Raw genomic sequence first — 26,329 nt, 5'->3', positions numbered from 1 at the left:
GGGGTAGCTGCCTCAAGCCTCTCCGGGCGTCTTGATCAATTCGGCACCACCGGTCAAAGCAACCTCTTCGAACGGGGCTGTCAGCTGCCATTGCACGCCTTCGGGTGCGTAATCCAGCTCCACCGTGCCGCCGACCGACAGTGCCGCCATGCGCTCGATGACGGTGCGCCCGAAACCCTTGTGTTCGGGAGGGCTGACCGGAGGGCCGCCCCGCTCGGTCCACCTGATCCAGAACGACTTGCCGTTGTCGGTGGTGTCCCAGTCGATTGACACGGTCCCCTTGGGATTCGACAGCGAACCGTATTTGAGGGCATTGGTCGACAATTCATGCAGCGCCATGCCGATGCCTTGCGCAGCGGTCGGCGTGAAGACCATTTCGGGGCCTTCGGTCCGGATGCGGTTGCCCTGCAGCTCCGCGCCGAGGTGCTCGATTTGCGACTGGACCAGCCCCTTGACGCTGACGCCGCCCCAGTTGCCCTGAACGATCAGATCCTGCGACCCCGACAGCGAATAAAGCCGCTGGGCAAAGCGCTCCAGGAACTCCGCCGGCGGGCTGTTGCGCGAGGTCTGGCGGGCTATGGACAGCACCACCGTCAACAGGTTCTTGGAGCGGTGATTGACCTCGCGCATCAGGTAGCGGATGTGCTCGTCATATCTCTGCCGTTCCGACAGATCATAGAAATTGCACACCACGCCCGGGCGTCCATCCGGCATGGTGATGCGCTCGATCTTCCAGTCGTAGGCTTCGACATCGTTGCTGTCCTGCCTGCGCTCGATGGTCGAGGGCGCGTGATAGGGCTCTCCGGTCTGCAACGTGTGCTGGAACAGCTTGATCGTCTCGCTGGCAAAGGGATCGGGCCAGATGATCCTGATCGCCTCGGAGAAATCGCGCCCGATCAGGGGCCGGACATTCTCAAAGACCGGTTGCGCGCCGTTGCTGACATGGGCGAGACGGAAATCGGCATCGACGGTGTAGATGCCGAAGGGAGAACCCGCCACCATGTCCTTGAACGTGTCATGCGAGGTTTTCAATGCCTGGATCATCGCCTTGCGGTCGGAGATGTCGATGCCGGACGGGATCAGGTTGATGACCACGCCATCCGCATCGAGAAGCGGCGCCAGCTGGAAATCGATCCACAGCAGCTGGTCGCCAGCGACCCTGACCTGAACATCATAGCGGACGATCTCGCCGTCGCGCGCACGCTGGCACGATTGCTGCAACTGGCCCTGGATTTCGGACGCATAGTTCCACCAGTAGCAATCCCAGAATTTCTTGCCGACAACGTCTTTCGCCTCGATGCCTGCAGCCTCAAGCGGCGCACGATTGGCTTCCACCAGCGTCCCGTCCGGCTCAAGCACGCCGACGAAGGCGAAGAGATTGTCGAGAACGCTGCGCAGCCTCTGCTCGGCCAAACGTTCTTCCGTCACGTCGCGATGAACGGTTGAGACGCCGACCACATCACCGGTGGCGGAGCGAACCGGTGCGGCGGTGACCGCGATGGTGCGCAGCTCCCCCGATCTGGTCTGGCGGACCACGTCAAAATACTTGATCTCGCTTTCGATGATCTCGGCGATGTAATCGCTCGCCCCCTGCGGCCAGTCCGAGGGATACAACATCTCGATGGACTGGCCGACCATGCCGCCGCTTTCATAGCCGTAGAGCTTTTCGGCGGCGGCATTCCAGCTGGTGATCAGCCCCTGGCGATCAAACGCAATGACCGCATCGGGCATGGTGGCGACGATTGCCGAGAGGTTGCGGGTGTTCTGCTCGGCATCGGTCAGTTCGATCCGGGCGCGTTCCAGGGTGGTGATATTGCGGTGGGTGATGAGAACATAGCACGCGCCACCCAGCTCAAGCGGAGCCGCCAGCAACTCGAACCAACGCTGTTCGGTGTCCGAGTGACAGGGGTACTGGACGCGAAAGTCGGTGCCACCGGCCAGGATTTGCATGAGCCCGGCCTCGACCTGTCTGGCCAGCGCATCGCCCAGTTCAGCACTTTTCCGGCAGATAAGCAGGTAGTTTTCGCCGATATAATGACTGTTCGGATCGCCGCCATTGTCGATGGCAAACTGTCGCCAGACATGATTGACACATGCGATCGTGCCGTCTTCCGCCATGATGGCAACGCCGTCGCGCATGGCATCGATCAGTGACTGCAGCGCAGACGCATCGGACGGCAAAATGCGCTGGCTCATGTTTTGGTCACCCGGCCACCCTCTCAACAAAAACTCTCGTCCAAAAAGCTACCCGATCCGCGCCAGCTTGGCCACAGGTTCGGTGAGTGCGCCTGGGAACGTGGATTGGCAGCAGCCATGAAGGGCGGCGTCGGCCATCGGCAGATTTCACCCTGCCGTGGAAAGCTTTCCTTAGAGGCTTCGTGTTCAAATTGATGCAAGTTTTCATCAACTCCGGACCCGGACCTTTCTCTTCATGGAACATTACGACTTCATCGTTATCGGCAGCGGCCCTGCCGGGCGACGGGCGGCCATTCAGGCTGCAAAATTCGGCAAGAAGGTTCTCGTTGTCGAACGCGGCGGCCGGGTTGGCGGGGTTTCGGTTCACACCGGCACCATCCCGTCGAAAACGCTGCGCGAAACCGCCCTGAACCTTTCGGGCTGGCGCGAGCGCGGATTTTACGGCCGCTCCTACCGGGTCAAGCAGGACCTGACCGCGGATGATCTTCGCGCCAGGCTCGACATCACGCTGAACCACGAGATCGAGGTGCTCGAGCACCAGTTCGCCCGCAACCAGGTCACCACGCTGCGCGGCGATGCGCGGTTCAAAAACAAGACAACCATCGAGGTTGAGGGCGAACAGGGAGAGACCTTCGAATTCTCCGCCGATTCGATTCTGCTGGCTGTCGGCACGGTTCCGTTCCGCCCGGACTATGTGCCGTTTGACGGCAAGAACGTGTTTGACAGTGACGGGATCCTGACGCTTGACCACTTGCCCCGCTCTATCACGGTGATCGGCGCCGGCGTCATCGGCATCGAATACGCCACGATCTTCAGTTCGCTCGATGTGCATGTGACGCTGGTCGAGCCGCGCGACACCATGCTCGACTTCATCGACCGGGAACTGATCGATGATTTCACCCATCAGCTCAAGGACCGCGGCATGGTGCTGCGCTTTGGCAAGAAGGCGGAAAAGATCAGCAAGCTCGACAACGGCATGTGCGAGATCCAGATGGAGGGCGGGCGCAACATCCGCTCGGAGATGGTGCTGTTCGCTGCAGGCCGGATGGGCGCAACGGCCAGCCTCAACCTCGAGGCCTGCGGTCTTGAAAGCGACGCGCGCGGGCGGATCAAGGTTGACCCCAAGTCATTCGTGACCGACGTGCCGAGCATCTATGCCGCAGGCGATGTGATCGGTTTTCCGAGCCTTGCCTCGACCTCGATGGAACAGGGCCGCATCGCGGCCTGCCATGCGCTGGGCATGCGGGCGCATGAACCGCCGAAGTTCTTTCCCTACGGGATCTATTCGGTACCGGAAATGTCCACCATCGGCATGACGGAAGAGGAAGTCATCGCCCGCGGGATTTCCTACGAATGCGGCGTCGCCCGGTTCAGGGAGACATCGCGCGGTCACATCATGGGGCTGAGCACCGGGATGCTGAAGATGATCTTCTCGCTCAAGACCCGGAGGCTTCTGGGCTGTCACATTGTCGGCGAAGGCGCGACGGAGCTGATCCACATCGGCCAGGCGGTGCTCAATCTCAAAGGCACACTGGAGTATTTCGTCGAGAACGCCTTCAACTATCCGACCCTTGCGGAAGCCTACAAGATCGCCGCGCTGGATGCCTGGAACCGGATGCCTGTGGAGTGATATTGGGACGCGTTTCAGGCGGAGCAGATGTGAATTTAGGCTCGATTGCCAGTCCAAAGCTCAGTGGCAGCGGTGCGATTTTTTGAACCGTCGTCTGCCGGCAAGACATGGTTACGAAGGGCGGGAAACGGAAGTCGGCTGCAGATTGCACTAAGCTCTGCTGAGCGGACCAAGCCGCCGTTGGCGATCTGAGCCGCGACGGCCGCTTTTCGTTTCGCTACAGCGCTTCTCTTTACCCTACAGAAGCGAAGCCCGGAACTTCTACTGCTTGCCGTCCCGATCTCTGGGAAATCATACGGAGTTCGTATAAGTCTTCCCCATGAGCACACCGACCCACAGCCAGGCGGCCGCCCTTCGCACCGCAATTGACACCCTGATGCGGCGTTTCAAGATCGCAGAATCAGAGGTCTCGGATGGCAAGCACCTGAACCAGATCGACATGCAGGTCATGCTCTATGTGTCAGCTCACGACGCGTGCGGGCCAACGGATATAGCGCGGTACCTGGGGGTTGCGCCGACGACGATCACCTCGGCAACCGACAGGCTTGCCAGACATGACTATCTGCGCCGCGAGCGTCCTGAAGAGGATCGCAGGGCTATCGCGCTTCGCCTTACACGGGACGGAGAGAGCTATGTCTCCAATCTCATCGATGTTCAGACGGACCATTGCCGGATGATGCTCGAGGCGCTTTCGGGCGAAGATCAGGACACCTTGATCCGGCTCATTTCCACGATTGCAAAAAACGAAGATTGAATAATACGAAATTCGTATTATATTCCTATCCTATCCTGCAAACGCATGAAGAGGATGAATGATGGCCGCGATACATGTCATGACGGGCGCAACCTCGGGGCTGGGGCTGGAAGTCGCCCGACGTCTGGCGGAGAAGACGAGGGACGAAATCGTCGCCGGCGTAAGGGACCCGGCCAATGCCGTTGACCTGAAACAGGTCGTCCCAGCCGGCCAGCTTGTCCCGCTGCGGCTCGACACGGCCTCGCCCGATCTGGTCAAGGCCTTCGCGTCCGAGGTTAGGCAGCGGCTGGGCGGACGGAAAATCGCGTCCCTGTCCTGCATCGCGGGGCTTCAGATTCTTGGGCCGCAGAAGCTGACTGCCGACGGTCTCGACGAGACCTTCGCGACCAATGTGGCGGGCCACCTGCTGCTTGCCGATGAATTGAGCGAGCATTTGGAACCGGGCGCGGTCGTCATCACCATCGGAAGTGGAACGCATGATCCGGCCAACAAACTCGCCCGCCGTGCGGGGTTCGCGGGCGCGGATTTCACCTCCGCCGCGGCCGCCATGAGGGGCGAAAGCACAAGACCGGAGCGTGACGAGAGGGCGCGCGCGCTGGACCGCTATGCCACGTCAAAGCTCTGCGCGATCTACCATGCCACTGCTGCTGCCACCGAACCGGCATTCGCGGATGTGCGTTTCTATTGCTTCGATCCCGGCCTCATGCCCGGCACCGGTCTTGCCCGCCAGCAGAACGCAGCAGTACGGTTTGTCTGGAAACGAATCATGCCGCTTCTGGCGGGCTTTGCCGAAGGGGTCAGCACGCCGGAACGATCGGCGCGGTTCCTGGTCGATCATCTGATCCTCGGCCCGCGCGAATACCCATCAGGCGGGTATATCGAGTTCACGGGAAAGCCCGCACCTGCCAGCAACGAGGCGAAGGACCTGAGCACAGCGAAACGCTTCCTTAAAGAAGCGAGAGCCATGCCGTAGGAAGATGCTCCCCGAGCTGCCGTGAATTCCGAAAGGGGCTCACTGCCGACATTCGGTGCGGATTGCATCAATGTCAGCAATGGGCCGAAACTGTCGGACCAACGCCCCAACCTGAAGGTTTGGAACAGCCTCGAAGCGGCGGTCTCGCGAACCTGGCAATCAGGTCTTACCTCTCACTGCACCCGGCGCAGAGGCCACGTAGCTCAACAACCGCCTTCTTGACAGTGAAGCCATCCTCGTGGGCAAGGTCGCGCAGCCGGTTTTCAAGCGCTTCGTCGGAGATTTCAGTGACCTTGCCGCAGGTTTCGCAGATGGCGAAGGCGATGGTCTGGTGGCTGTCGCAGCCGGGGTGGCTGCAGGCGACAAAGGCGTTGAGGCTTTCGAGGCGGTGGACGATGCCGGTCTCGACCAGCTTGTCGAGCGCGCGGTAGACCTGCAGCGGCGCGCGGAAGCCATCATCACGCAACTGATCGAGGATGGTGTAGGCCGACAATGGTCCCTCGGCGCGGGAGAGCGCGCCAAACACCAGCGACTGGTTCTTGGTCAGGTCGGACGGGGCGCGCCCGTGATCATGGCTGTGGGTGTCCTGGTTCATGATGAAGTTCCGCCTGCTTTGGCTGGAGGAGTGCGGCCACGCACGAGCCGCATGATCAATGTGCCGATGGGAGACATGGCAGCTAGGAACAGGACAAGGGCTGCAACGACAATGCTCGGGCCGGACGGCGTGTCCCATCTCAGCGAGCTTTCAAGACCAAGCACGATCGCCGCCATGCCGGCAAGCGAGGCAAAGACCGCCATCTGCTCAGGCCCCGAGGCAAAGCGGCGGGCGGTGGCGGCGGGAATGATCAGCATGGCGGTGATCAGCAGCACGCCGACAATCTTGATCGACATGGCAATCACGGTGGCCATCAAGATCATGAAGATGAGATTGGCGCGGTCGGGGTGCATGTCTTCGGCTTCCGCCAGTTCAGCGCTGACGGTGGCGGCAAACAACGGCCGCCAGATCAGGGCCAGCACCACCAGCACAACGATGCCGCCGGCCCAGATGACGGCGATGTCGGTCTTGGAGACGGCGAGAATATCACCGAACAACAGCCCCATCAGGTCCATGCGCACCCAGGTCATGAAGGCCAGCGCGACAAGACCCAAGGCCAGCGCTGAATGCGACAACAGACCGAGCAGCGCATCGGAGGACAGCGTGGCGCGTTTTTGCAGCAGCAACAGCGCCAGCGAGATCAGCACCGAAACCGCAAACACGGCGAGCGTGATGTTGATCTCGAACAGGAAGGCCAGCGCCACGCCGAGAAGGGCCGCGTGCGACAGGGTGTCACCGAAATAGGCGAGCCTGCGCCAGATGATGAAACAGCCGAGCGGACCCGCAACGAGTGCGACGCCGAGACCGGCGAGGATGGCGCGGGTGAAGAAATCATCCAGCATTGCGATTGTCCTCCCCTGCTTTCGAGCCGGAACTGCCGACCGGGGAATGGTGATGCTCATGGCCGGGAGCATGATCATGGCCGGCATGGCCGTCATGATGTCCATCATCCGGGTGACAGCTCTCGGTGATCGAGCCATCGGCATGACGCACGGTTCCGTCGGGCAGATGAGTGTGATCGTGATTGTGCTCGTAGACCGCAAGGGCGGCATCAACCCGGTCACCGAACATGCGACGGTATTCATCGCTCGCGGCGACGGCCACCGGCGTGCCCTGGCAGCAGACGTGACCGTTGAGGCAGATCACCCGGTCGGTGGCGGCCATGACCACGTGCAGATCATGCGAGATCAGCAGAACACCGCAGCCAATGTCGTCGCGGATTTTCCGGATGAGATCGTAAAGCGCAATTTCACCGCTGTAATCGACCCCCTGCACCGGTTCGTCGAGAACCAGAAGATCGGGTTTGCGGGCAATGGCGCGGGACAGCAGGGCGCGCTGGAATTCTCCGCCCGAGAGATTGCGGACTTCGGATGAAACCAGATGCGAGATGCCGGTGGCCTCGAGCGCCTGGGACGCGGCTTCAGATGACACCCCACCGGTCAGATGCATGAAACGCCCCACCGTCAGCGGCAGGGTCCAGTCGATTGAAAGTTTCTGCGGCACATAACCGACCCGCAGGCCGGGTTTGCGATGCGCGCTGCCCTCGTCAGGCTTGATCACTCCGAGGGCAATCTTGGCGGTGGTCGATTTGCCAGAGCCGTTGGGGCCGATCAGGGTGACGATCTCGCCCTTGCGGATGGTCAGATCGACCCCGCGCACCAGCCAGCGTCCGGCGCGTTCGGCACCGGCGCGTTCAAGTGAAATCAGCGGCGGTTCAGGTTGCAGCATATCGAATCCTCAAAAAACCGGCTTTCCGATCTTGCCTGATGATATGGCACACGTTATACAGTTACACAACATTGTTACAGTATAACATTAATCGGAGATTTCATGCTTTCGCTTCGCTCCCTTGCCGCCAGCGCCGCGCTGTCCCTCGCACTGCTGCCGATCTGGTCCACGCATGGCCTTGCCGCCCCTCGCGTGGTGGCCTCGATAAAACCGGTTCATGCGCTTGTTGCCGCCGTGATGGAAGGCGCGGGAACACCCGACCTGATTGTCGGAGGCGCGGCCTCGCCCCATTCCTATGCCCTCAAGCCCAGCCAGGCCCAGGCGCTGGAAAATGCGGATCTGATCTTCTGGGTCGGACACGAGCTCGAGAGTTTTCTGGAAAAACCCATCGAGACAATCGGAGCGCACGCCCGCTCGGTGGAACTGATTGACGCCAGCGGCCTCATCCGGCTGCCTTTCCGCGAGGGTGGGCCTTTCGATGCCCACATGCATGAAGAGCATGAGGACCATGCGGATGGTGATGATCACGACCATGATCATGACGGGGGCGAAGAGCACGCAGAAGCCGAAGACGGCCATCATGACGACCACCATGATGACCATGATGGCGGTTTTGATGCCCATCTCTGGCTCGATCCGCTCAACGCCAAGGTTTTCGTGCGGGCTATCGGCGAAGCGTTAACGGAAGCAGACCCGGCCAACGCGGCGCTCTATGCCGCCAATGTCGCCAGCACCGACCAGAAGCTCGACGCCCTGATCGGCGAGGTCAGCGCCACCCTCGCGCCGGTGCGCGGCAAGCAGTTCATCGTCTTTCATGATGCCTACCACTATTTCGAAAACCGTTTCGAGATGAAGGCGGCAGGTTCGGTCACGGTCAATCCGGAGGTGCGCCCGAGCGCCGAACGGGTTGCCGCAATCCAGGACAAGGTGCGTGAACTCGACGCGGTCTGCGCCTTTTCGGAACCGCAGTTCGACAGCCAGTTGATCGACGTGGTGATCGAGGGCACCGACGCCCGCACCGCGGTTCTCGATCCGCTCGGCGCAACACTTGACGATGGGCCGGAGCTCTATTTCGACCTGATCCGTCAGCTCGGCACCTCGATGCGCGACTGCCTCGAGGGCCGCTGAGGCAAATCCACCCTGCAAAACCATTCGGGAATAGAACTTGCGGAACCATTCCGGATTCCGCAAGTTGCCCGTATGGAACGGTGCCCGGGTTGCGGCGGGGTGGCTTATGGACTATCCCGCCCCCTCCCCCGGCCAAACGGCACCGGTGAAAGAGCAGGCATGGATAGGACACATAGAACATGAGCGGATTGCTTGCCCTTCTGGATGACGTCGCAGCCCTGACCAAGCTCGCAGCCGCTCAACTCGATGACATTTCGGCGCAAGCCGCCAAGGTCGGGGTCAAGACGGCCGGGGTGCTGATCGACGACACCGCGGTGACGCCGAAATACGTGCACGGCCTGCCGGCAGCGCGCGAGTTGCCGATCGTCTGGAAAATCGCGCGCGGATCGATCTTCAACAAGATCGTCATCCTGCTTCCGATCGCGATGCTGCTCAACCTGTTTGCACCCTGGCTGCTGTCCCCTTTGTTGATGATCGGGGGCGCTTATCTGTGTTTCGAGGGCGGCGAAAAGATATGGCACCTGTTTCACCCCAAACCGCTTCCTGTCGATGACGGCAATCCGATCGACCACGCCCATCTCGAAAAGCAGCGCGTCGCCGGAGCAATCAAGACCGACTTCATCCTGTCGGCAGAAATCATGACGATTGCGCTGTCGTCCATCGAGTCACCCTCGCTCTGGGCGGAAGGCCTGATACTGGCGCTGGTGGCGGTTGGCATTACAGCTCTCGTCTATGGCAGCGTCGCAGTGCTGGTGAAGGCCGACGATGTCGGGCTCAAGATGGCCCAGGATGGCAGGTTCGAGGTCACCCGCAGCACGGGCCGCGCCATCGTGCGCGGCATGCCCGCCTTCATGGAAACGGTGGCCAGCATCGGCACCGCGGCCATGCTCTGGGTCGGCGGCTCGATCATCATTCACGGCCTGGAAAATTTCGGATTTTCCACCATCGGCCACTTTGTCGAGGACATGTCCGCCAAGGTGCGGGATGCGGTCAGCATTGCGCCGGATTTCCTTGGCTGGGCGGCAGAAGCCTCGATTAGCGGCGTCTTCGGCCTTGCTGTCGGACTGGTGCTGCTGGTGATCAGCAGCTCGGGCAAGCGCGTGTTTCAGCGCGGCTGAAACAGCGCTCCCCGAAGGATACGGTTATCAACGAATGATGCCCGCCTTGCCGCCGGTCATTCGCCCGGCGACAGCTCGGCCTGAGCGCCCTTGCGGCTGTTCAACTCGCTCGCCTCGCGCAATTCGGCATCAAGCCGCTGTTCCTCCTCGGCGGACGGCGTGGCGAAACGGGCCAGCAGCAGGTAGGCGACCGGGGTCAGGAACAGGGTGGCGATCATCGCCAAGCCGAGACCGCCGACGATCACCCAACCCAGTGCTATCCGCGCTTCAGCACCGGCACCGAAAGCCAGCAGCAACGGCACCGACCCGAGCACGGTCGAGATCATCGTCATCATGACCGGCCGCAGGCGGATGTTGGAGGCTTCCTCGATCGCCGTGCGGATATCCTTGCCGTTGTTGCGCAACTGATTGGCAAACTCGACGATCAGGATGCCGTTCTTGGCCATCACGCCCACCAGCAGCACAAGCCCGATCTGGCTGTAGACATTGAGCGAGCCGCCGGTCATGGCCATGGCGAAGATGGCGCATGCCAGTCCCAGCGGAACCGTCGAGATGATGATGAAGGCGCTGACGAAGCTTTCGAATTGGGCCGAGAGCACCAGCAGCACGACGATGATGGCGATGCCGAAGGTAATCAGCATGTCATTGGAAGACTGGTCCAGCGTCGCAGCCTCGGCAAGCGGGATGATGCGAACACCGGCAGGCATCAACGGCTCGGCAAGTTCGACCGCCGTGGACCAGGCGTCACCAAGCGCGAACGCCGGAGTCAGGCCGGCAGTGATCGAGACCGAGCGCATCTGGCTTTCGCGGCGAAGATCGGGTGCGACCGCCTTTTCAGTCAGTGTCGCAATCGTCGACATCGGCACGATACGGCCGTCCTTGGCCTTGAGATAGATCGATTCCAGATCGGTGGGATCGTTGATCGGGTTGTTGGTCGACATCAGCTTGACCGGAAACGACCGGTCGTGAATGAACACCTGCGCCACTTCCCTGCCGTCGAGCAGGGCCTGAAGCGCCTCGGCCAGTCCGTCGATGTTGACACCGAGATCGGAGGCGCGGGCGCGGTCTATCTGGACCGAGATCTGCGGCTGGGTGGTCTCGTAGGAGAGCTGGATCTGGCGGAAACGCGGGTCCTGTTCGAGCTTGTCGACCATCTGCCGGGCGACACCGGCGAGTTCATCGTAGCTGTTGCCGACGAAGGCAAACTGAAGGCCGTTGCCGGCACCGCGAATTCCCAGGCTGTTGGGCTGGATGGCAAATGCGCGCAAGCCCGGAACGGTCGCCACCGCACGGTTGAGTTCGGCGACGATATCGGCCTGCGAGCGCACCCGTTCACCCCAGGGCGCAAGGGTGAGCACCATGAACCCGTTGTTGGCCGAACCGCCGGTGCCGGCGATGGCGAAGATGTTTTGCACCTCGCCGCTGTCGAGCAGTGGCGTTACCAGGCGCTCGATCTCGGTCATGCGCGAACGGGTAAAATCGAGGCTGACGCCTTGCGGCGCGGAAATCCGGATAATTGCCACAGCCCGGTCTTCGGGCGGTGTCAGCTCCTGCGGAATGGTGGGTAGCAGCGCAAAGGCCGAGCCTGCGGCCAGCAAGGCGATGATGATGACAACCAGCGGCGCATCGAGCGCCCGGCGCAGCAGCTTCGCGTAAAGCCCTGACAGGTAGGTGCCGAAAGCTACGAAGCCGCTCTTCTTGGCGTTCACCTTGGACATGTCACGCCGCTTGATCAGCCTGGACGCCAGCATCGGGCACAGGGTCAGGGCGACGACACTGGAAATCATCACCGTGAAGGCCAGCACAAATCCGAATTCGGTAAACAGGCCGCCGGCCTGCCCGGGGAGGAACGAGATCGGAATGAAGACGGCCGCGAGCGTGGCGGTGGTGGTGATGACGGCGAAGAACACTTCGCGGGTGCCGATGACGGCCGCGGCGCGCACGCCCATGCCTTCATTGCGCTTTCGAACGATGTTCTCGAGCACCACGATGGCGTCGTCGACGACCATGCCGGTGGCCAGCACCAGCGCCAGCAGCGTCAGGATATTGACCGAGAACCCGGCAAGCCAGATCGCGGCAAAAGCACCGATCAGCGACACAGGCAGCGTGACGGCCGGAATGATGGTCGCGCGCCAGTCGCGCAGAAACAGGAAGATGATGCCGATAACGATAAGCACCGCGAGGACAAGCGTATTGCGGACCTCGTCGATGGCGCCACTGATGAAGGTGGCATCGTCACTGGTCACCCGGATGTCGACGCCTTCGGGCAGAATGGACTGGATCGCCTCGGTGGCGGCGCGCACGCCTTGCGAGATCTCGAGCGTGTTGGATGCGGACTGGCGGATGATGCCCATGCCGATGCCGGTACGGCCATTGGCGCGCAGCACGGAATCGCCCGGGTCGGCTCCAAGTGTCACGTTGGCAACATCGCGGAACCTTACCCGGTCGTTGATGTAGAGATCTTCAAACCCTTCCGGCGTGGTGACATCGGCGGTCGCGCGAACAACGATATCGGATGTCTGCGCGGTCAAGGAACCGGCCGGCACGTCAAGCGCCACATTGCTCAGGGCGCTGCGCAGATCAGCCAGGGTCAGGCCGAAGGCTGCGAGGCGGGTCTGGTCGACATCGACCCGGAAAATCTTCTCGCGGTCGCCATAGACATTGACGTCGGCGACACCCGGAACGGCAGCCAGGCGGTCCACCACCAGGTCCTCGACCAGGATGGTCATGTCCTGAACATTGTAACGGTCTGACGTGACCGCGAGACGCATCACCGGATCGGAATTGGCATCGGCCTTGATGATGCGGGGATCGTCGGCGCTGTCGGGCATGTTGTTGGTGACGCGGCCAAGCGCATCGCGGACATCGGAGGCTGCGACATTCAGATCGGTGCTGTCGGAGAACTCGATGGTGACCCGGCTGCGGCCCAGTGTCGAGGTCGACGACATCGAGGCAACACCGGCCACCCGCGCCACGGCCCCCTCGACGATCGCGGTCAGTTCGCGGTCGACGGTTTCGGGCGAAGCGCCGGCGAAATTGGTGGTGACGGTAATGACCGGCCGGTCGACATCGGGAAGCTCGCGGATTTCGGCACCATAAAGCCCGGCAAGGCCAGCCACGACGATGAGCAGGCTGATTACCGTTGCAAGCACCGGGCGGCGAACCATGAGGGCGGTGCCGCCGCCTGTTTCCACTTCACTCGCCGGCTGGTCCGGCTCGACAAGGTCTTCGTTTCGCTCGCTCATGCACCGCTTCCGCCGGATTTGCCGTTCTTCAATCTCTGGGCCGTCGGTTGCTGATCCGCCCCCTTCGGTTCGCTGCTGTCAGCCGGTTTCCGGCTGCCGCCGATGATGGTGACCGCCGCGCCGGGGCGGACGCTTTGCACGCCTTCGGTCACCACTTCGTCGCCAACCTCAAGGTCTGCCTTGACCAGAACGGAATCGGAGTTGCGCTGGATGATGGCAACATCGACGCGCTCGCCCTTGCCGTCGACAACCTTCCAGACGTAGGAGCCGGCCGAATCCCACTGGATTGCCAGCGGATCGACTGCCGGCCAGCGTTCGCCCTCGAAGCCGATGGTGACCTCGAACGACATACCAGCGCGCAATGTGTCATCGGGGTTGGCAATCTGGGCACGCACCCGCAAGGTACGGCTTGCCTCGTCGACGCGGTTGTCGACCGCGGAAATCGTACCGGTAAAGCGCTCGCCCGGACGGGAACTGGCGGTTGCGGTGACCTCCTTGCCGACTTCCATGCCCGAAGCAAAACGTTCAGGCACAAAAAACTCGATCAGGATCTGGCTGCGGTCATCGATGCTGGCGATCTCGCTCTGGCTGGTGACGTAGTCGCCGGCATTGACGGCCAGGATTCCAAGCGATCCGCTGATCGGCGCGGTAACGGTGCGGCGGGCGAGGTTGAGTTCGGCTTCCCTGAGCGCCACCTTTGCCGCATCAAACGCGTTCCGGGCCTGATCGGCCTCGACACTGGAGGCGGCGCGGCTGGCGACCAGGCTCTCCAGGCGCTCAACCTTGGCCTTGGCATCCTTGACGGTGAGCTTGGCCCTTTCGACCGCGAGCTCTTCCTGGGCGGCATCAAGGCGGATGAGCACATCGCCGCGTTCCACCTTGCTTCCCGGGCGGACCGGAATGTCGACAATCTGGCCCGAGACCAGCGTCCGTACCGATACCGAGCGGATGGCCTGGCCGGTTCCGATGGCGGTGAGCTTGTCGTTGACAATGCCTTCGCCAACCGGTGCGACAACGACAATTGCCTCGCGGGCCCCGCGGCGGCTGCCCGGGCCGCCTGCCCGCTGGGTCCCGGCGGCGTTGCCTTTCTCCGCGTCCGCAGACGGTGCAAACAGCGATATCCGTTCAAGTCCGTTGCGGACCAGGACATCATGCGCTCCGGGATAGACCCACGACCATGTCACGAACGCAACAGCGATCAGGACCAGCGACAAAAGTACTTGTTTCCAGAGTTTCAAATTCGTCTCTTTCACTAAAATCAGGCGAATCCCGCAGCCACCGCGCCTGCGGTTTCCTGCCTGGATCCGGATCCGGCATGCCGAAAACTCCGCGCTGAATTGTCTGTTCCGTTTGGGGACATAGCGCACCGTTCGCGAAAATCACCTTAACTATTAGACATCTTTCAGAATTTCGAAAGTCTGCATTTTCACGTTGCCCGACATTCTTTCGCGCCTACGGAAGTCCTGAAACGACAGCGGCAAGGACCGGGTGAGCATATCGGCGGCATGGACCATTGGCTACGGCTGACCTACATGCTCGACACAGGATGCAAACCCTGACTTGCCGCCCGGCTTTGGCGAGGTTATGGGCAAACTCCAAGCCGGGTGCCGGATTGCGCGAAGAACGGGACATGATCATGAACACGGCTCCAACAGTTATCCCGGCGATTGCAGCAGACGGATCGTTGTACCCGGTGGAAAAACTCAAGGCCCATACCGATGGGCTGTTTCACCTCGCCGTCTCGGTTTTCGTCTTTGACGGCGATCATCTGCTGATTCAGAAGCGGGCTTCATCGAAATATCATTGTGGCGGACAATGGGCCAACAGCTGTTGCACCCATCCGCACTGGAACGAATCCGTCGACAGTTGCGCGGAACGGCGGCTGACCGAAGAACTCGGATTTTCCGTGCCGTTGTCGCGCCGCAAGGTGGTCGAGTATTCCGCCGATGTCGGCAATGGTCTGCATGAGAACGAAAAGGTGACGATGTATACCGGCGTGGCCGACCGGACGACCCTCGAGATCCTGCCCAACCCGCTCGAGGTCGAGGACACCCGCTGGATCACGCGGGACGCGCTTCATGCCGAAATCGCGCAGCACCCCGAGCGGTTCACGCCCTGGATCCGGATCTACGCGGAACGGTATCCCGAGCTGACGTTCTGAGTTTGATCCCGCTATCGCCGCTCAGTCGGACGGATCCGGGCCGCGCATTCTGAGCGAGAGCTGCACCATCGCGATCGCAAGCGCCGAGAGCACCACGCAAATCCAGAAGGCGTTGACGCCGATCACGCCAAACGCGACGCCAAAGCTCGAGACAACCAGGATCGACAGCCCCTGCATCATCACCCCGAACAGGCTCTGCGCCTCGGCGGAGATGTCTTCGCTGGTGCGCTTGGCGATGAAGTAGAGGCAGCCGAGATAGGAGAAGGTGAAGGTCACCGCCTGACCCAGCTGCATGAGCACGATCACCCACAGCGGCGGCGACAGGGTCATGCCGATCCATCTGAGCACCGAGACCACGCCGGCAATCAGGATGAGAACGCGGGCGGGAAAGCGGATGTTGATGCGCTTCCAGGCAAACATGGTCGCGGCTTCCGCCCCGGCTCCCAGCGCGATCAGCAAGCCGATGGTGGATTCCGTCAGCCCCTGCTGTTTCCACACCAGCGACGAGAACGCGTTCATGACCATGTGGTTGGCAAACAGCACCGCGCCGGCAATCACCGGCAGCAGCACCCAGGGCCGGAATGCGGCGATGACTTCGCGCGACAGGAATGTTCCTTCAGGCTTGATGCGCGGCTGACCGGCATCGCGCAGCCGCGGCAGGCCGACTGCGGCGAGGAACCGCGCGAGGCAGGCAAAGGCGAACAGCCAGACGAACGAGGCTGCACCGAACCACAGGACCAGGTAACCGGTGACAAAACACATGGACAGGAAGCCGACGGTGCCCCAGGCCCGGGTCACCCCGAATGAAAAGCCAAGCCGCAATGACAGCCGCATGGTTGCCGCGTCGGCCACCGGACTGACAAGACCGGCCGGCAGTGTGGCCATGGTCCAGATCAGAAGGATCATCCAGAAGCCTTCGGCAAAACCAAGCAACAGCGAGCAGAATGCGGCCAGGCCGGTGCCGATCATGATCGCCTGTTTCCAGTCCGACGCCCTGTCGGCGAGGCGCCCGACGAAAACGCTGAACAGCAACATGCCCGCCATCGGCAGGGTGTTGATCACCCCGATCTGCGCGTCCGAGATGCCGCGCTCGTTGAGCCAGATCGGCAGGTAGGTGACCGTGACCGCAGGTGCCCAGAAGGCTGTGGCATAATAGCGGGTGGCTGCAAATTCCGGCTTGGACATCGGGGACAGGCCTTGAGCAAATCCAACAGGGAGCAAACCGTGCGGGCAACCGGTCCGACAAAACGAAACAGCCCCGGAAAGCTGATTCAGCTTTAGTCCAAACCGGCAGGCTGCGCCATGACCTATTGCCAGTGTTCATCCGCCAATTTGCGACGGTGGGCCGGCTGGGTGCCAACGGGCGACACGCGACGATTGACATGTGTCAAAGGCGGGCGTGCCATCCCTGTTAGCCTGCCTTGGTGACCGAACCACGCGCCCGGCAAGGCCTCGAGCACTCCAGAAAGTCTGATCTTCCGCATCGATAATGGGGGGTGGGACACGCCCGCTTTTTTACGACCAGCGGCGAGACCATCGCCCACCTCATCAAAGGCGGTGTCGCGACACTCGAGGCAAAACCGGACTTTGGCCACAACCGGAATTCTGCACCGAAACCCTGTCAAACGGAGAAACCGAAATCATGGCTGACAATTCCAAGAAAACCTGTGCCGACGCCCTGTCCAAGGTTCTGGCAAACGCCTACGTGCTTTACCTGAAAACGCACAACTACCACTGGAATGTCGAGGGCCCGAACTTCCGTTCGCTGCACTTGATGTTTGAAGAGCAGTACCAGGAAATGTGGACGGCGCTTGATGAAATCGCAGAGCGTATCCGGGCACTTGGCGAATATGCGCCAGGCACTTACGCAAAGTTTGCCGAGCTGGCGACGATCAAGGAAAACCAGACCATCCCTGCCGCCAACGACATGCTGGCCGAACTGCTGGCGGACAACGAGAAGATCATCACCATCATCGTGGAGGCCATAAAGGTTGCCCAGGACGCCGGCGATGAATCGTCCGTCGATCTTCTTATCGCTCGACAGACGGCACATCAGAAGGCAGCATGGATGATGCGATCAACGCTGGCCTAATTCAGCCGCGACGCCAATCCTTGCGTCTCATGAGAGGTCTTGCAGACAGTCTTGATCTGCAAGACCAATCGAGAGCGCGTGAGACGGAACGATGCCGCCCGGTCAGCGTTGGCGAGCGAAAGGAGTACTCCATGACAAGCAAGGACTACGAACTCGAACAGCGCAACGGCGGTTGGTCCTATGTGATCAAGGGCCGTCATTCGCCTGTCTATGCAAGCCGCGATGCGGCGATTGAAGCCGCCAAGGGTGATACATTCGATCAGGAACTCGACGACGAGCTGGAAGAAGGGCTGGAAGACACGTTTCCGGCCAGCGACCCGGTCTCGATCACCCGCAAAAGCCACACCGGAGGCCCGGACAGACACAAGAAGGATTGAACCCGAGTCCTCTGCGCCGGACTTGAAGGCAGCAAGCGAGATGCGCGTCGTCTCGCTGGCGGGTTTCTCCAGAATCGCGGCACCGGGCTCGGCAGCGCGAAAAACTGCACCGTTCGACGACGATGCCGCTGCCACACATGGCAGCGCTTCCTTCCAATGCCGGCCGCAAGCTTCGAGCCCGCATTGGGCCTTGCTTCCACTTTGGGCTGCAAGAGTGACAAGGCTCAGGTCAGCACTCCCCTGCCGACCAGCAAGAGAATGGGAAAGCTCAGTATTATCAAGATAAGCTGGTCGGAGTGAGAGGATTCGAACCTCCGACCCCGTCGTCCCGAACGACGTGCGCTACCAGGCTGCGCTACACTCCGTGACCAGCGGCTGGCTTATAGACCGGCAAAATCGTTGCTACAAGCCCCCAGCTGCGGAAAATCCTGGCTGAAGCGGATGATTTTTGCAATCCCGGCACCTGCCCGAATTGCTTTTGCCCGGATGCGGCTATTTCTGATCTTCCGATGGCGGCGTCTGCGCGGTCCCGGCTTCGCCGTCAAGCGGTGCATCGGGCTGTCCGGAGAGGAAGAACCCCCAGCCGACATAGGCCGAAAGCGCCAGGAAAAACACCAACCAGCCGGTGGAGCCCGAGAAAAACTCCACCCCGGTCCAGACCAGAAGCAGCACGAAGATGATGACCCGCCGCATCAGCGGCCGGTAAAAGGCGTGACCAAAATCTACCAGTGCCCATCTCATGGCGTCATCCTTCCTGGATGTGTCGTGTTTCCTGGGTCAATCGCCGTGCCGCGGGCCGCCATGTTCTGCGCATGCCAGCCCTGAAACGGGACTTCGCCGGACAAGAGACCCGATCCGCCGCGCCCGGTCAACAAGCAGAGCAAGCATGACACAAGTTTGATCTGGCAGGCTTGGATCAGACATGTGGCACATGAAAGCTCGCGATGGTTTACCTGACAGTCTGCCTGCCGACGCGAAATCGTCAGGCCTATTGCATCAAGACCATCGAGGCCATGGCCGCGGCGGACGGCGATGATTTCGAAGTCATCGTTGCCGACAACTCAGACGACCCTGCCCCGCTTGCGGACTATTTCGCCACCACTCTCAAGGACAGCCGATTCCGGCTGATCCCTCCCGTCCCTGCGGTGTTGTCGATGGTCGACAATTGGGAGCGTGCGCTTAAAGAGACCCGGGGGCGCTGGATTTCAGTCATCGGAGACGATGATTTCATCGACACGCGGGTGACCGGGCTGATCCAGCGGCTGGAGGTTCTCCACCGCGACGTCGATTCCATCAACTGGGATTGCATGATTTACCAGTGGCCGGACAACCGGCCGACCTCGACGCTTGCCAGCATTCCGATGAGCAGCGGCATCTCGGTGCACCCGAAACAGACACTGGCGGACCGCCTGTTCCGCTGGAGCGAAGGCAAGCGCCGTCCATCGGTGGGCATCGGCATCTACCATGGCGCGGTGAGAAAATCGCTGATGCAGCGTATCAAGGCAAGCTATGGAGACCGCTATTTCGAGCATCCGGTTGTCGATTGGGACAACACCTGCAAGGTCGTGGCGCAGGCCACCAAAATGGTTCACTGCGAACGGCCTTTCTCTGTTCTCGGCGCCTGCCTTGCATCCAACTCGGCGGCCAGCCATTCGCGCGAAGTGATGAAGCAGCGGCTCGATACATTCGAGCGCGAAAGCAAGGGCGGGATCGACCTGGTCCAGCCGGAGTTCCCGTTTTCGCTGATCGACCCCGGCGCGTCGGTATGCCTGACGATTGCAACTCTCACCGCTTGGTTCTGCCGCACCTATGCGATCGACCTCACCGGTTTCGGCCCCAATTTCGCCTCTGCCGCCATGGATGAATGCAAATATTGCTACACCCGCGAGGAATACGACGCCAAGGTCAGCTGTTTCGAGCGTGGCTTTGCGCTCTGGGAAGGCGGACAATGGGCAGGATTGTTCAAACCGGCCCCCTTCGTGGCGCCGAAGACGGTCAACGAGCTGTCGGGGCTTTCCGATGACGTGCTGCATATTCGCGAGACAGGCATCGCGCCCGCCACACCGGCCGAATTCTACCGGTTTGGCGAGAATGCGATCATGCCGGTCGAGCACCTTCTGGCTGGCACAAAGGTGTTCGCCCTGTGACCCTGCTGTCGATCTGCATCCCGGTGATGAAAGCGGACGCCGCGACTGCCGGCAATATCCGGCAGATGCTCGAGAGCACACGCAGCGATTTTGAAATCGTGATTGCGGATTTCACGGACGGCCCGGCAACCGGCCTGCCCGATCTCGTTCGGGAGCTGAAAGACAAACGGCTGCGGCTGGTTTCGCCCGGCCCGGATGACGGCGAAGCCCCAGCGGCAGATATCAGTGCCTGCTGGGACCGGATGATCCCGCAAACGCGTGGCGCGTGGATCAGCATCATCGGCGCATCCGACTATGCGGCGCCTGACATCGCCGAGGTGATCACGGCGGCGCTGAAGCGGGTACCCGACGCCGACGCGCTATCCTGGGGCCGGGCCGAATACATCCCGCCCGAACTCGGCACAGGGCGCGAGATTGCAAAAATTCCGACAGGGAGCCTCGTCACCCTGCCGGAGCAGAAAGACCTGATGCGGAGCCAGTTCTACTGGGACGGCGCCGGCGACCGGCCGGCGTGCGATTTCGGCGTCTGGCACGGCGCGGTCCGGCGGGAGCTGCTTGAGCGGACACGCGAGGCGTTTTCCAGGGTCTATTTCGAACAGGCAGCGCCGGCCATCGACAATATCTGCAAGACCGTCGTGCTTGCCCGGAGCGCGGTTTTCTGGGAGCGCCCGCTCTCGGTCCGGACCACGGCAGGCAGCCCTGCCCTGTCTGCCGACAAGGCAGAAGCAAAACCGTTCGAGGATTTCCCGTTCTCCGCCGCAATGGGAGCCGCAGCCTCCGCCGCGCTGGCGATCGAGGCATTCAAGCGGAGCTACGGCATAGAGCTCGACGGCTGGGAAGACAATTTCATCACCGCCTGCGCCCATGACTGCGAGACCGAGACTTCCGGGGAGCAGTTCCATGCGAGGAAGGCAGCTTACGCCAAGGCCATCGCGGACTGGCGTGGCAAACGGGTGCTGACGGGCTTCAAGCCGGAGTTCAGGCGCAACCCGAAACTGCCCCGCTTCCAGGGTGTCAGGAATGGCCACCTCCACTTCAACATGAAGATGGGCGACACCCGGACCGCGGGTGACTTCTACCGGATGATCGACGCGATGCTGTTCCCGGTTCATCTGCTCGACGACAAGCTCGCCTGAAACATCCGGTTCCCCGGTCTGCCAGCCCCCTCATTTGGCTCAAATTATTTTATATTTGCGATCTTACATATAAGCGCCTATATAGGTCGCAACTTGACACCGGGCGATTGATCTCGCGCAATGACAGGCGATCATTCCTCGACCATCTTCATCTGGTGTCCGCCCAGACCCTTTGAAATGAGGCAAACCATGAAAATGCTCAGCTTTGCGCTTCTTCTCTCCGTCTCCGCCAGTGTTGCGCAGGCCGAGACGTTGATGCTGTCGCCTACAGACGTCACCGAATGGAAAGCCGTGCAGGCGCGTGTCGAATCGCGCGACATCGTGCCGGCGCGCGCCCGTATCGGTGGGGTGATCGAGGAACTGACGATCAGCGAGGGCGACCTGGTCACTGCCGGACAGAAAATCGGCCTGGTCAAGGATGACAAGATTGCCTTCCAGATCGCGGCACTCGACGCACAGCTAGCGGCCTACGCCGCACAGCTTGAAACGGCAGAAGCCGAACTCAAGCGCGGCGAGACGCTGGTCGAACGCGGCGTTGTCACGCGGCAGCGGCTGGCGCAGCTGTCGACCGATGTCGAGGTGACCCGCAACCAGATCGCCGCGACGCAGGCTCAGCGCGCCGTGCTGACCCAGCAGGAGACCGAAGGCGCTGTCATTGCGCCCGCCGACGGACGGGTGCTGACCGTGCCCGCCAGCCGCGGATCGGTGATCATGCCGGGCGAACCGGTTGCGACCATCGGATCGGGTGGCTTTTTCTTGCGGCTTGCAGTGCCGGAGCGGTTTGCAGGCAGCCTGCAGGCTGGCGCTGAAATCCGCATTGCAACGGCAGGCGAAGAAGCCCAGGGCCGGCTGGCCAAGATCTATCCGCAGATCGACAATGGCCGGGTGATTGCCGATGTCGAGGTCGACAAGCTCGACACCGCCTTCGTCAATGCCCGCATCCTGGTCGAAGTACCGATCGGCACCCGCACCGCCCTGCTGGCGCCGCTGGAAGCGGTGGTGAACCGGCACGGCATCGATTTCATGTCGGTGGAAGACCACAATGGCGAGATCGTCGAACGCACGGTCATACTGGGTGCTGTTCAAGACGGCGAGCATTCCGGACTTGTTGAAGTGATCAGCGGCGTTTCGGCCGGCGACAAGGTGGTGTTGCCATGAAGACCACACCTTCCGGACTGGGAATCGCGGGCCAGCTGACGCGCGGTTTCATCACCTCCCCCCTCACCCCGCTGTTCCTGCTGGCGGCGTTCGCCTTCGGCATAGTCGCACTGCTGACGCTGCCGCGTGAAGAAGAGCCGCAGATCTCGGTTCCGATGGTCGACATCATGCTGGGCGCGCCGGGGCTGAAGGCCGATGATGCGGTCAAGCTGGTCACCGAGCCGCTCGAGACCATCGTCAAGAGCATTGACGGTGTCGAGCACGTCTACTCGCAGACCTCGGACAACAAGGTTCTGGTCACCGCCCGCTTCATCGTCGGCACGCAGACGGATTCAGCTATCCTGCGGGTGCATGACAAGGTGCGCGCCAATCTCGACCGGATCCCGGTCGGCATCCCCGAACCGCTGATCGTCGGCCGCGGCATCGATGACGTCGCCATTGTTTCCCTGACGCTGACGCCATCCCACGAAGGCGGGGAAACGGTCACCGCCAATGATCTGACCCGGGTGGCCCGCGAGCTCAGGACCGAACTGTCGAAAATCGACGATGTCGGGCTGACCTACCTGGTGGGCGACACCGACGAGATCATCCGCATTGCGCCCGACCCTAAGCGGCTGGCGCTCAATGGCGTGACGCTGCAGCAGCTTGCCGGCAAGGTCAGCGGCGCCAATCGCGCCTTTCCGGCAGGCGAAGTCACGATTGACGGCAAGTCGGCCGAACTGATGGTCGGCGAAACGCTTTACGCACCGGCCGAGATCGGCAACCTGCTGATCACCACCCGTGACGGACGGCCGGTCTATGTGCGTGACCTGGCCGACATCTCCTTTGCCACCGACAGCACGGCGCGGATCGTTGCAACGGTGACGCGTTCCGAGGACGGGACCGAAGGCGGCATCAACCGCACACCCGCCGTCACGCTGGCGATTGCCAAGCGCGCTGGCGCCAACGCGGTTCTGGTCGCCGAGCAGATCCTCGAACGCACCGAGGCGCTTGAGGGCTCCCTGATCCCGCATTCGATGGCGGTGGAAGTAACGCGTGACTACGGCGAGACCGCCAACGAGAAAGCCAACGAGCTGCTCTACCATCTGGGTCTGGCGACGGTGTCGATCATCATCCTGGTCTGGCTGGCGATCGGCTGGCGCGAGGCGCTGGTGGTGGCCATCGTCATCCCGGTGACGATCCTGCTGACCCTGTTTGCCTCAAGGGTGATGGGCTACACGCTCAACCGCGTCTCGCTGTTCGCGCTTATCTTCTCCATCGGTATCCTGGTGGATGACGCCATCGTGGTGATCGAGAACATTGCCCGGCACTGGGGCATGGGCGACGGGCGCGAGCGCAAGCAGGCGGCCATCGAAGCGGTGGCCGAAGTCGGCAATCCGACCATTGTCGCCACGCTGACCGTTGTGGCAGCACTGCTGCCGATGCTGTTTGTTTCCGGCATGATGGGCCCCTACATGAGCCCGATCCCGGCCAATGCGTCGGCTGCAATGGTGTTCTCGTTCTTTGTCGCGGTGATGGTGACGCCCTGGCTGATGCTGAAGATCGCGGGCCGCGCGCCGATGCACCATGGCCACGGTGAAGGCGAAGAGGCCGGCGGTGTGCTTGGCAGGATCTATCGTGCCGCGGCCCGCCCGATCCTTGCCAGCAAGACCAGTTCCTGGATCTTCCTGCTGGTCGTCGGCGCCATGACGCTGGGCTCGCTGTCGCTGTTCTACACCAAGCACGTGACGGTCAAGCTTTTGCCGTTCGACAACAAGTCGGAGTTGTCCGTTGTGATCGACATGCCCGAAGGCACCTCGGTGGAGACCACCGATGCCATCGCGCAGGCAATTGCCGGGGAAGTGCTCAAGCTCGAGGAAGTCAAATCGGTCCAGACCCATGCCGGAACCGCGGCGCCGTTCAACTTCAACGGCCTGGTGCGGCATTCGTTCCTGCGCTCGGAACCGCAGTTGGGTGATGTTGCGCTCAACCTCACGCCGAAGGGCGAACGGGACCGCTCGAGCCACGAGATTGCGCTTGATATCCGCTCGCGCATCGCCAGCATTCCGTTGCCGCAAGGCGCCAGCCTGAAGGTGGTCGAGCCGCCGCCAGGTCCGCCGGTGATGGCAACGCTGCTTGCTGAGATCTACGGCCCCGATGCGGAAACCCGCCGTGCGGTTGCGGCACGGGTGGAAGAGGCTTTCCGTTCGGCTGACTTCATTGTCGATATCGACAATTCCTGGGGCCAGCCGGCAGACAGGGTGCGGGTGAGGATCTCGACCGACGAACTCGAGTTCTTCCGGGTCGAGGAGCGGGACGTGTTCGACACGATCGCCATCCTCAACACCGGCCAGACCGTCGGCTATTCCCACCGTGGCGGCGGGCGCACGCCGGTCGCCATCCGGCTTGAACGCCCGCGTTCGGAACGCATGGTCGACGAGAGCTTCCTGACCACGCCGATCCCGGCCAATGTTCTGCCGGGTGACCGCTCGATCGTGGAGCTGGGTGACGTGGTGGACGTGTCCGAAGAACGCTCGTCGTTCCCGGTGTTTCGTCACAATGGCCGGGCCGCGGAAATGGTGATGGCGGAAATGGCCGGCACCTACGAAGCGCCACTCTATGGCATGATCGCGGTTCAGGAGGCTCTTGACGCGATGGACTGGACGGACCTTGAGAAGCCGGTGATCGCGCTGCATGGCCAGCCCGCCGACGAGCAGGTCTCGACCCTGCTTTGGGACGGTGAATGGGAAGTCACCTGGGTGACTTTCCGCGACATGGGAGCCGCCTTCGGTGTCGCCCTGCTCGGCATCTATATCCTGGTGGTCGCGCAGTTCGGCTCGTTCAAGGCGCCGCTGGTCATCCTCACCCCGGTGCCGCTGACCTTCATCGGCATCCTGATCGGCCACTGGCTGTTCGGCGCACCGTTCTCGGCCACTTCGATGATCGGATTTATCGCGCTGGCCGGCATCATAGTGCGCAACTCGATCCTGCTGGTGGATTTCATCCGCCATGCCCATGTTCCGGGCACGCCGCTGACACCGGTGCTGATCGAGGCAGGCGCGATCCGCTTCAAGCCGATCATCCTGACGGCTCTGGCGGCGATGATCGGGGCAGCGGTGATTTTGACCGATCCGATCTTCCAGGGACTGGCGATCTCGCTGCTGTTCGGGCTTGCCTCGTCAACGGCACTGACCGTGCTGGTGATCCCGGCGATCTACCGGGTGCTGCGGACCTGAAACGGTCCATAACCTTCCGGACTTGAAACTGCGCCGCCCGTCACTTCGACGGGCGGAATGCTTTCAGGATCTCATCATGGGTCTCGATGCGCCCTGCCCCGATCAAGTCAAGGCAAAACGGGATCGCCGGGAACACTGCCGTGAGGCAGGTGTCGATCGATCCGGGTTTGCCGGGAAGATTGACGATCAGGGTCTTGCCGCGGGTACCGGCGGTCTGGCGCGACAGGATGGCAGTGGGAACAAATTCCAGGCTGACCTTGCGCATCAGCTCGCCAAAGCCGGGCAGTTCCTTTTCCATCACCGCCTTCATCGCCTCGGGTGTCAGGTCGCGCGGGCTGGGGCCGGTGCCACCGGTGGTCAGCACCATATCCACCTTTTCCTCGTCACACAGCCGGATCAGCGTGTCGCGCACGCTTTCCAGCCCGTCGGGAATGACGTGCACCACGATTTCAGCCGGGCTCGACATGACGCGCTCAAGCCAGGCCTTGACCGCGGGACCGCCCAGATCCTCATACTCGCCGCGGCTGGCGCGATCGGACACGGTGAGGACGGCGATGCGAACGGTCATGTGAGTGGCTCCTGATGATCCGGGGAAGGCAGCGTCGTTTCTAGCAAGCAGCTGACCCACCGGCAACCGGCTCGACTGCCGCAGTTTCGGCCCCCTCGCCCAATCCCG

The 26,329-nt window shown here is 61.8% G+C and carries 21 protein-coding genes and 1 tRNA gene; 12 read left to right on the top strand and 10 right to left on the bottom strand.

Annotation, left to right across the window (positions count from 1 at the left end; translation table 11 throughout):
• Positions 1-12: 12 nt before the first annotated feature.
• A complete protein-coding gene (locus WNY80_RS11960) occupies positions 13-2,196 on the bottom strand; it encodes a PAS domain-containing protein (protein ID WP_342887611.1) in 2,184 nt (727 codons plus the stop codon).
• Between the two features lie 235 nt (positions 2,197-2,431).
• Between WNY80_RS11960 and sthA the strand changes: the two genes are divergently transcribed.
• From sthA to WNY80_RS11945, 3 genes are all read left to right on the top strand, one after another.
• The gene (sthA, locus tag WNY80_RS11955; RefSeq protein ID WP_342887610.1) at positions 2,432-3,826 is read left to right on the top strand and encodes a Si-specific NAD(P)(+) transhydrogenase; all 1,395 of its coding nucleotides are present in this window, start codon (positions 2,432-2,434) and stop codon (positions 3,824-3,826) included.
• A 319-nt stretch (positions 3,827-4,145) separates the two neighbouring features.
• Positions 4,146-4,580 carry a MarR family winged helix-turn-helix transcriptional regulator gene (locus WNY80_RS11950; RefSeq protein WP_342887609.1) on the top strand — a complete coding sequence of 145 codons (435 nt, stop codon included), beginning with the start codon at positions 4,146-4,148 and terminating at the stop codon, positions 4,578-4,580.
• 61 nt (positions 4,581-4,641) lie between these two features.
• On the top strand, positions 4,642-5,553 hold the full coding sequence (locus tag WNY80_RS11945) for an SDR family NAD(P)-dependent oxidoreductase (protein WP_342887608.1): 912 nt from the start codon (positions 4,642-4,644) through the stop codon (positions 5,551-5,553).
• A gap of 166 nt (positions 5,554-5,719) precedes the next feature.
• On the opposite strand, the gene WNY80_RS11940 is transcribed toward WNY80_RS11945, so the two are convergent.
• Genes WNY80_RS11940 through WNY80_RS11930 form a run of 3 tightly spaced genes read right to left on the bottom strand, consistent with a single transcriptional unit; the run spans position 5,720 to position 7,876 of the window.
• Positions 5,720-6,148, bottom strand: coding sequence for a Fur family transcriptional regulator (locus WNY80_RS11940; protein ID WP_342887607.1), 429 nt, complete (start codon positions 6,146-6,148; stop codon positions 5,720-5,722).
• Positions 6,145-6,990 carry a metal ABC transporter permease gene (locus WNY80_RS11935; RefSeq protein WP_342887606.1) on the bottom strand — a complete coding sequence of 282 codons (846 nt, stop codon included), beginning with the start codon at positions 6,988-6,990 and terminating at the stop codon, positions 6,145-6,147. The genes WNY80_RS11940 and WNY80_RS11935 overlap by 4 nt, the downstream gene beginning before the upstream one ends.
• A complete protein-coding gene (locus tag WNY80_RS11930) occupies positions 6,980-7,876 on the bottom strand; it encodes a metal ABC transporter ATP-binding protein (protein WP_342887605.1) in 897 nt (298 codons plus the stop codon). The genes WNY80_RS11935 and WNY80_RS11930 overlap by 11 nt, the downstream gene beginning before the upstream one ends.
• A 102-nt stretch (positions 7,877-7,978) precedes the next feature.
• Between WNY80_RS11930 and WNY80_RS11925 the strand changes: the two genes are divergently transcribed.
• Positions 7,979-9,004 carry a zinc ABC transporter substrate-binding protein gene (locus WNY80_RS11925; protein ID WP_342887604.1) on the top strand — a complete coding sequence of 342 codons (1,026 nt, stop codon included), beginning with the start codon at positions 7,979-7,981 and terminating at the stop codon, positions 9,002-9,004.
• A 179-nt stretch (positions 9,005-9,183) separates the two neighbouring features.
• The gene (locus tag WNY80_RS11920; protein ID WP_342887603.1) at positions 9,184-10,122 is read left to right on the top strand and encodes a DUF808 domain-containing protein; all 939 of its coding nucleotides are present in this window, start codon (positions 9,184-9,186) and stop codon (positions 10,120-10,122) included.
• A gap of 56 nt (positions 10,123-10,178) precedes the next feature.
• On the opposite strand, the gene WNY80_RS11915 is transcribed toward WNY80_RS11920, so the two are convergent.
• Positions 10,179-13,289: an efflux RND transporter permease subunit gene (locus WNY80_RS11915; protein ID WP_342887987.1), complete on the bottom strand. Its 3,111-nt coding sequence runs from the start codon at positions 13,287-13,289 to the stop codon at positions 10,179-10,181.
• A 74-nt stretch (positions 13,290-13,363) separates the two neighbouring features.
• Entirely contained in the window at positions 13,364-14,605 is a 1,242-nt protein-coding gene (locus WNY80_RS11910) for an efflux RND transporter periplasmic adaptor subunit (RefSeq protein WP_342887602.1), read from the bottom strand.
• Positions 14,606-15,003: 398 nt separating this feature from the next.
• Between WNY80_RS11910 and WNY80_RS11905 the strand changes: the two genes are divergently transcribed.
• Complete coding sequence (locus WNY80_RS11905) at positions 15,004-15,528, top strand: NUDIX domain-containing protein (protein WP_342887601.1); 525 nt, start codon at positions 15,004-15,006, stop codon at positions 15,526-15,528.
• 21 nt (positions 15,529-15,549) lie between these two features.
• Here the strand turns inward: WNY80_RS11905 and WNY80_RS11900 are convergent, their stop codons facing one another.
• Positions 15,550-16,713, bottom strand: coding sequence for an MFS transporter (locus WNY80_RS11900; protein WP_342887600.1), 1,164 nt, complete (start codon positions 16,711-16,713; stop codon positions 15,550-15,552).
• Between the two features lie 457 nt (positions 16,714-17,170).
• Here WNY80_RS11900 and WNY80_RS11895 point away from each other — a divergent pair, with 457 nt between their 5' ends.
• Complete coding sequence (locus WNY80_RS11895) at positions 17,171-17,620, top strand: DNA starvation/stationary phase protection protein (protein WP_342887599.1); 450 nt, start codon at positions 17,171-17,173, stop codon at positions 17,618-17,620.
• Between the two features lie 131 nt (positions 17,621-17,751).
• Positions 17,752-17,997 carry a hypothetical protein gene (locus tag WNY80_RS11890; RefSeq protein WP_342887598.1) on the top strand — a complete coding sequence of 82 codons (246 nt, stop codon included), beginning with the start codon at positions 17,752-17,754 and terminating at the stop codon, positions 17,995-17,997.
• A 288-nt stretch (positions 17,998-18,285) separates the two neighbouring features.
• Here the strand turns inward: WNY80_RS11890 and WNY80_RS11885 are convergent.
• Both WNY80_RS11885 and WNY80_RS11880 read right to left on the bottom strand, forming a co-directional pair.
• Positions 18,286-18,362: transfer RNA gene (locus WNY80_RS11885), tRNA-Pro, on the bottom strand.
• A 127-nt stretch (positions 18,363-18,489) separates the two neighbouring features.
• Positions 18,490-18,738 carry a hypothetical protein gene (locus WNY80_RS11880; protein WP_342887597.1) on the bottom strand — a complete coding sequence of 83 codons (249 nt, stop codon included), beginning with the start codon at positions 18,736-18,738 and terminating at the stop codon, positions 18,490-18,492.
• Between the two features lie 203 nt (positions 18,739-18,941).
• On the opposite strand from WNY80_RS11880, the gene WNY80_RS11875 reads away from it, so the two are divergent.
• The 4 genes from WNY80_RS11875 (at position 18,942) to WNY80_RS11860 (ending at position 25,653) form a co-directional block, all read left to right on the top strand.
• A complete protein-coding gene (locus WNY80_RS11875; RefSeq protein WP_342887596.1) occupies positions 18,942-20,144 on the top strand; it encodes a glycosyltransferase in 1,203 nt (400 codons plus the stop codon).
• On the top strand, positions 20,141-21,280 hold the full coding sequence (locus WNY80_RS11870; protein ID WP_342887595.1) for a glycosyltransferase: 1,140 nt from the start codon (positions 20,141-20,143) through the stop codon (positions 21,278-21,280). Before WNY80_RS11875 ends, WNY80_RS11870 begins: the two co-directional genes overlap by 4 nt.
• Before the next feature lie 189 nt (positions 21,281-21,469).
• On the top strand, positions 21,470-22,438 hold the full coding sequence (locus tag WNY80_RS11865) for an efflux RND transporter periplasmic adaptor subunit (protein WP_342887594.1): 969 nt from the start codon (positions 21,470-21,472) through the stop codon (positions 22,436-22,438).
• Entirely contained in the window at positions 22,435-25,653 is a 3,219-nt protein-coding gene (locus WNY80_RS11860; protein WP_342887593.1) for an efflux RND transporter permease subunit, read from the top strand. The genes WNY80_RS11865 and WNY80_RS11860 overlap by 4 nt, the downstream gene beginning before the upstream one ends.
• Positions 25,654-25,693: 40 nt before the next feature.
• Here the strand turns inward: WNY80_RS11860 and mog are convergent, their stop codons facing one another.
• Positions 25,694-26,221, bottom strand: a complete 528-nt coding sequence (gene mog, locus WNY80_RS11855) for a molybdopterin adenylyltransferase (RefSeq protein ID WP_342887592.1) — start codon at positions 26,219-26,221, stop codon at positions 25,694-25,696.
• Positions 26,222-26,329: the final 108 nt, after the last annotated feature.

It is taken from the genome of Hoeflea sp. AS16 (assembly GCF_038900095.1).
Taxonomy (GTDB): Bacteria; Pseudomonadota; Alphaproteobacteria; order Rhizobiales; family Rhizobiaceae; genus Hoeflea.
Note: the sequence above shows the minus strand (reverse complement) of the source record. Positions and strands in the feature narration are given on the sequence as shown.

Bases quoted from the DNA above. Each gene is read 5' to 3' on its own strand.
- WNY80_RS11960 (WP_342887611.1), bottom strand. From the start codon at position 2,196: ATGAGCCAGCGCATTTTGCCGTCCGATGCGTCTGCGCTGCAGTCACTG.
- sthA (WP_342887610.1), top strand. From the start codon at position 2,432: ATGGAACATTACGACTTCATCGTTATCGGCAGCGGCCCTGCCGGGCGA.
- WNY80_RS11950 (WP_342887609.1), top strand. From the start codon at position 4,146: ATGAGCACACCGACCCACAGCCAGGCGGCCGCCCTTCGCACCGCAATT.
- WNY80_RS11945 (WP_342887608.1), top strand. From the start codon at position 4,642: ATGGCCGCGATACATGTCATGACGGGCGCAACCTCGGGGCTGGGGCTG.
- WNY80_RS11940 (WP_342887607.1), bottom strand. From the start codon at position 6,148: ATGAACCAGGACACCCACAGCCATGATCACGGGCGCGCCCCGTCCGAC.
- WNY80_RS11935 (WP_342887606.1), bottom strand. From the start codon at position 6,990: ATGCTGGATGATTTCTTCACCCGCGCCATCCTCGCCGGTCTCGGCGTC.
- WNY80_RS11930 (WP_342887605.1), bottom strand. From the start codon at position 7,876: ATGCTGCAACCTGAACCGCCGCTGATTTCACTTGAACGCGCCGGTGCC.
- WNY80_RS11925 (WP_342887604.1), top strand. From the start codon at position 7,979: ATGCTTTCGCTTCGCTCCCTTGCCGCCAGCGCCGCGCTGTCCCTCGCA.
- WNY80_RS11920 (WP_342887603.1), top strand. From the start codon at position 9,184: ATGAGCGGATTGCTTGCCCTTCTGGATGACGTCGCAGCCCTGACCAAG.
- WNY80_RS11915 (WP_342887987.1), bottom strand. From the start codon at position 13,289: ATGGTTCGCCGCCCGGTGCTTGCAACGGTAATCAGCCTGCTCATCGTC.
- WNY80_RS11905 (WP_342887601.1), top strand. From the start codon at position 15,004: ATGAACACGGCTCCAACAGTTATCCCGGCGATTGCAGCAGACGGATCG.
- WNY80_RS11900 (WP_342887600.1), bottom strand. From the start codon at position 16,713: ATGTCCAAGCCGGAATTTGCAGCCACCCGCTATTATGCCACAGCCTTC.
- WNY80_RS11895 (WP_342887599.1), top strand. From the start codon at position 17,171: ATGGCTGACAATTCCAAGAAAACCTGTGCCGACGCCCTGTCCAAGGTT.
- WNY80_RS11890 (WP_342887598.1), top strand. From the start codon at position 17,752: ATGACAAGCAAGGACTACGAACTCGAACAGCGCAACGGCGGTTGGTCC.
- WNY80_RS11880 (WP_342887597.1), bottom strand. From the start codon at position 18,738: ATGAGATGGGCACTGGTAGATTTTGGTCACGCCTTTTACCGGCCGCTG.
- WNY80_RS11875 (WP_342887596.1), top strand. From the start codon at position 18,942: ATGGTTTACCTGACAGTCTGCCTGCCGACGCGAAATCGTCAGGCCTAT.
- WNY80_RS11865 (WP_342887594.1), top strand. From the start codon at position 21,470: ATGAAAATGCTCAGCTTTGCGCTTCTTCTCTCCGTCTCCGCCAGTGTT.
- WNY80_RS11860 (WP_342887593.1), top strand. From the start codon at position 22,435: ATGAAGACCACACCTTCCGGACTGGGAATCGCGGGCCAGCTGACGCGC.
- mog (WP_342887592.1), bottom strand. From the start codon at position 26,221: ATGACCGTTCGCATCGCCGTCCTCACCGTGTCCGATCGCGCCAGCCGC.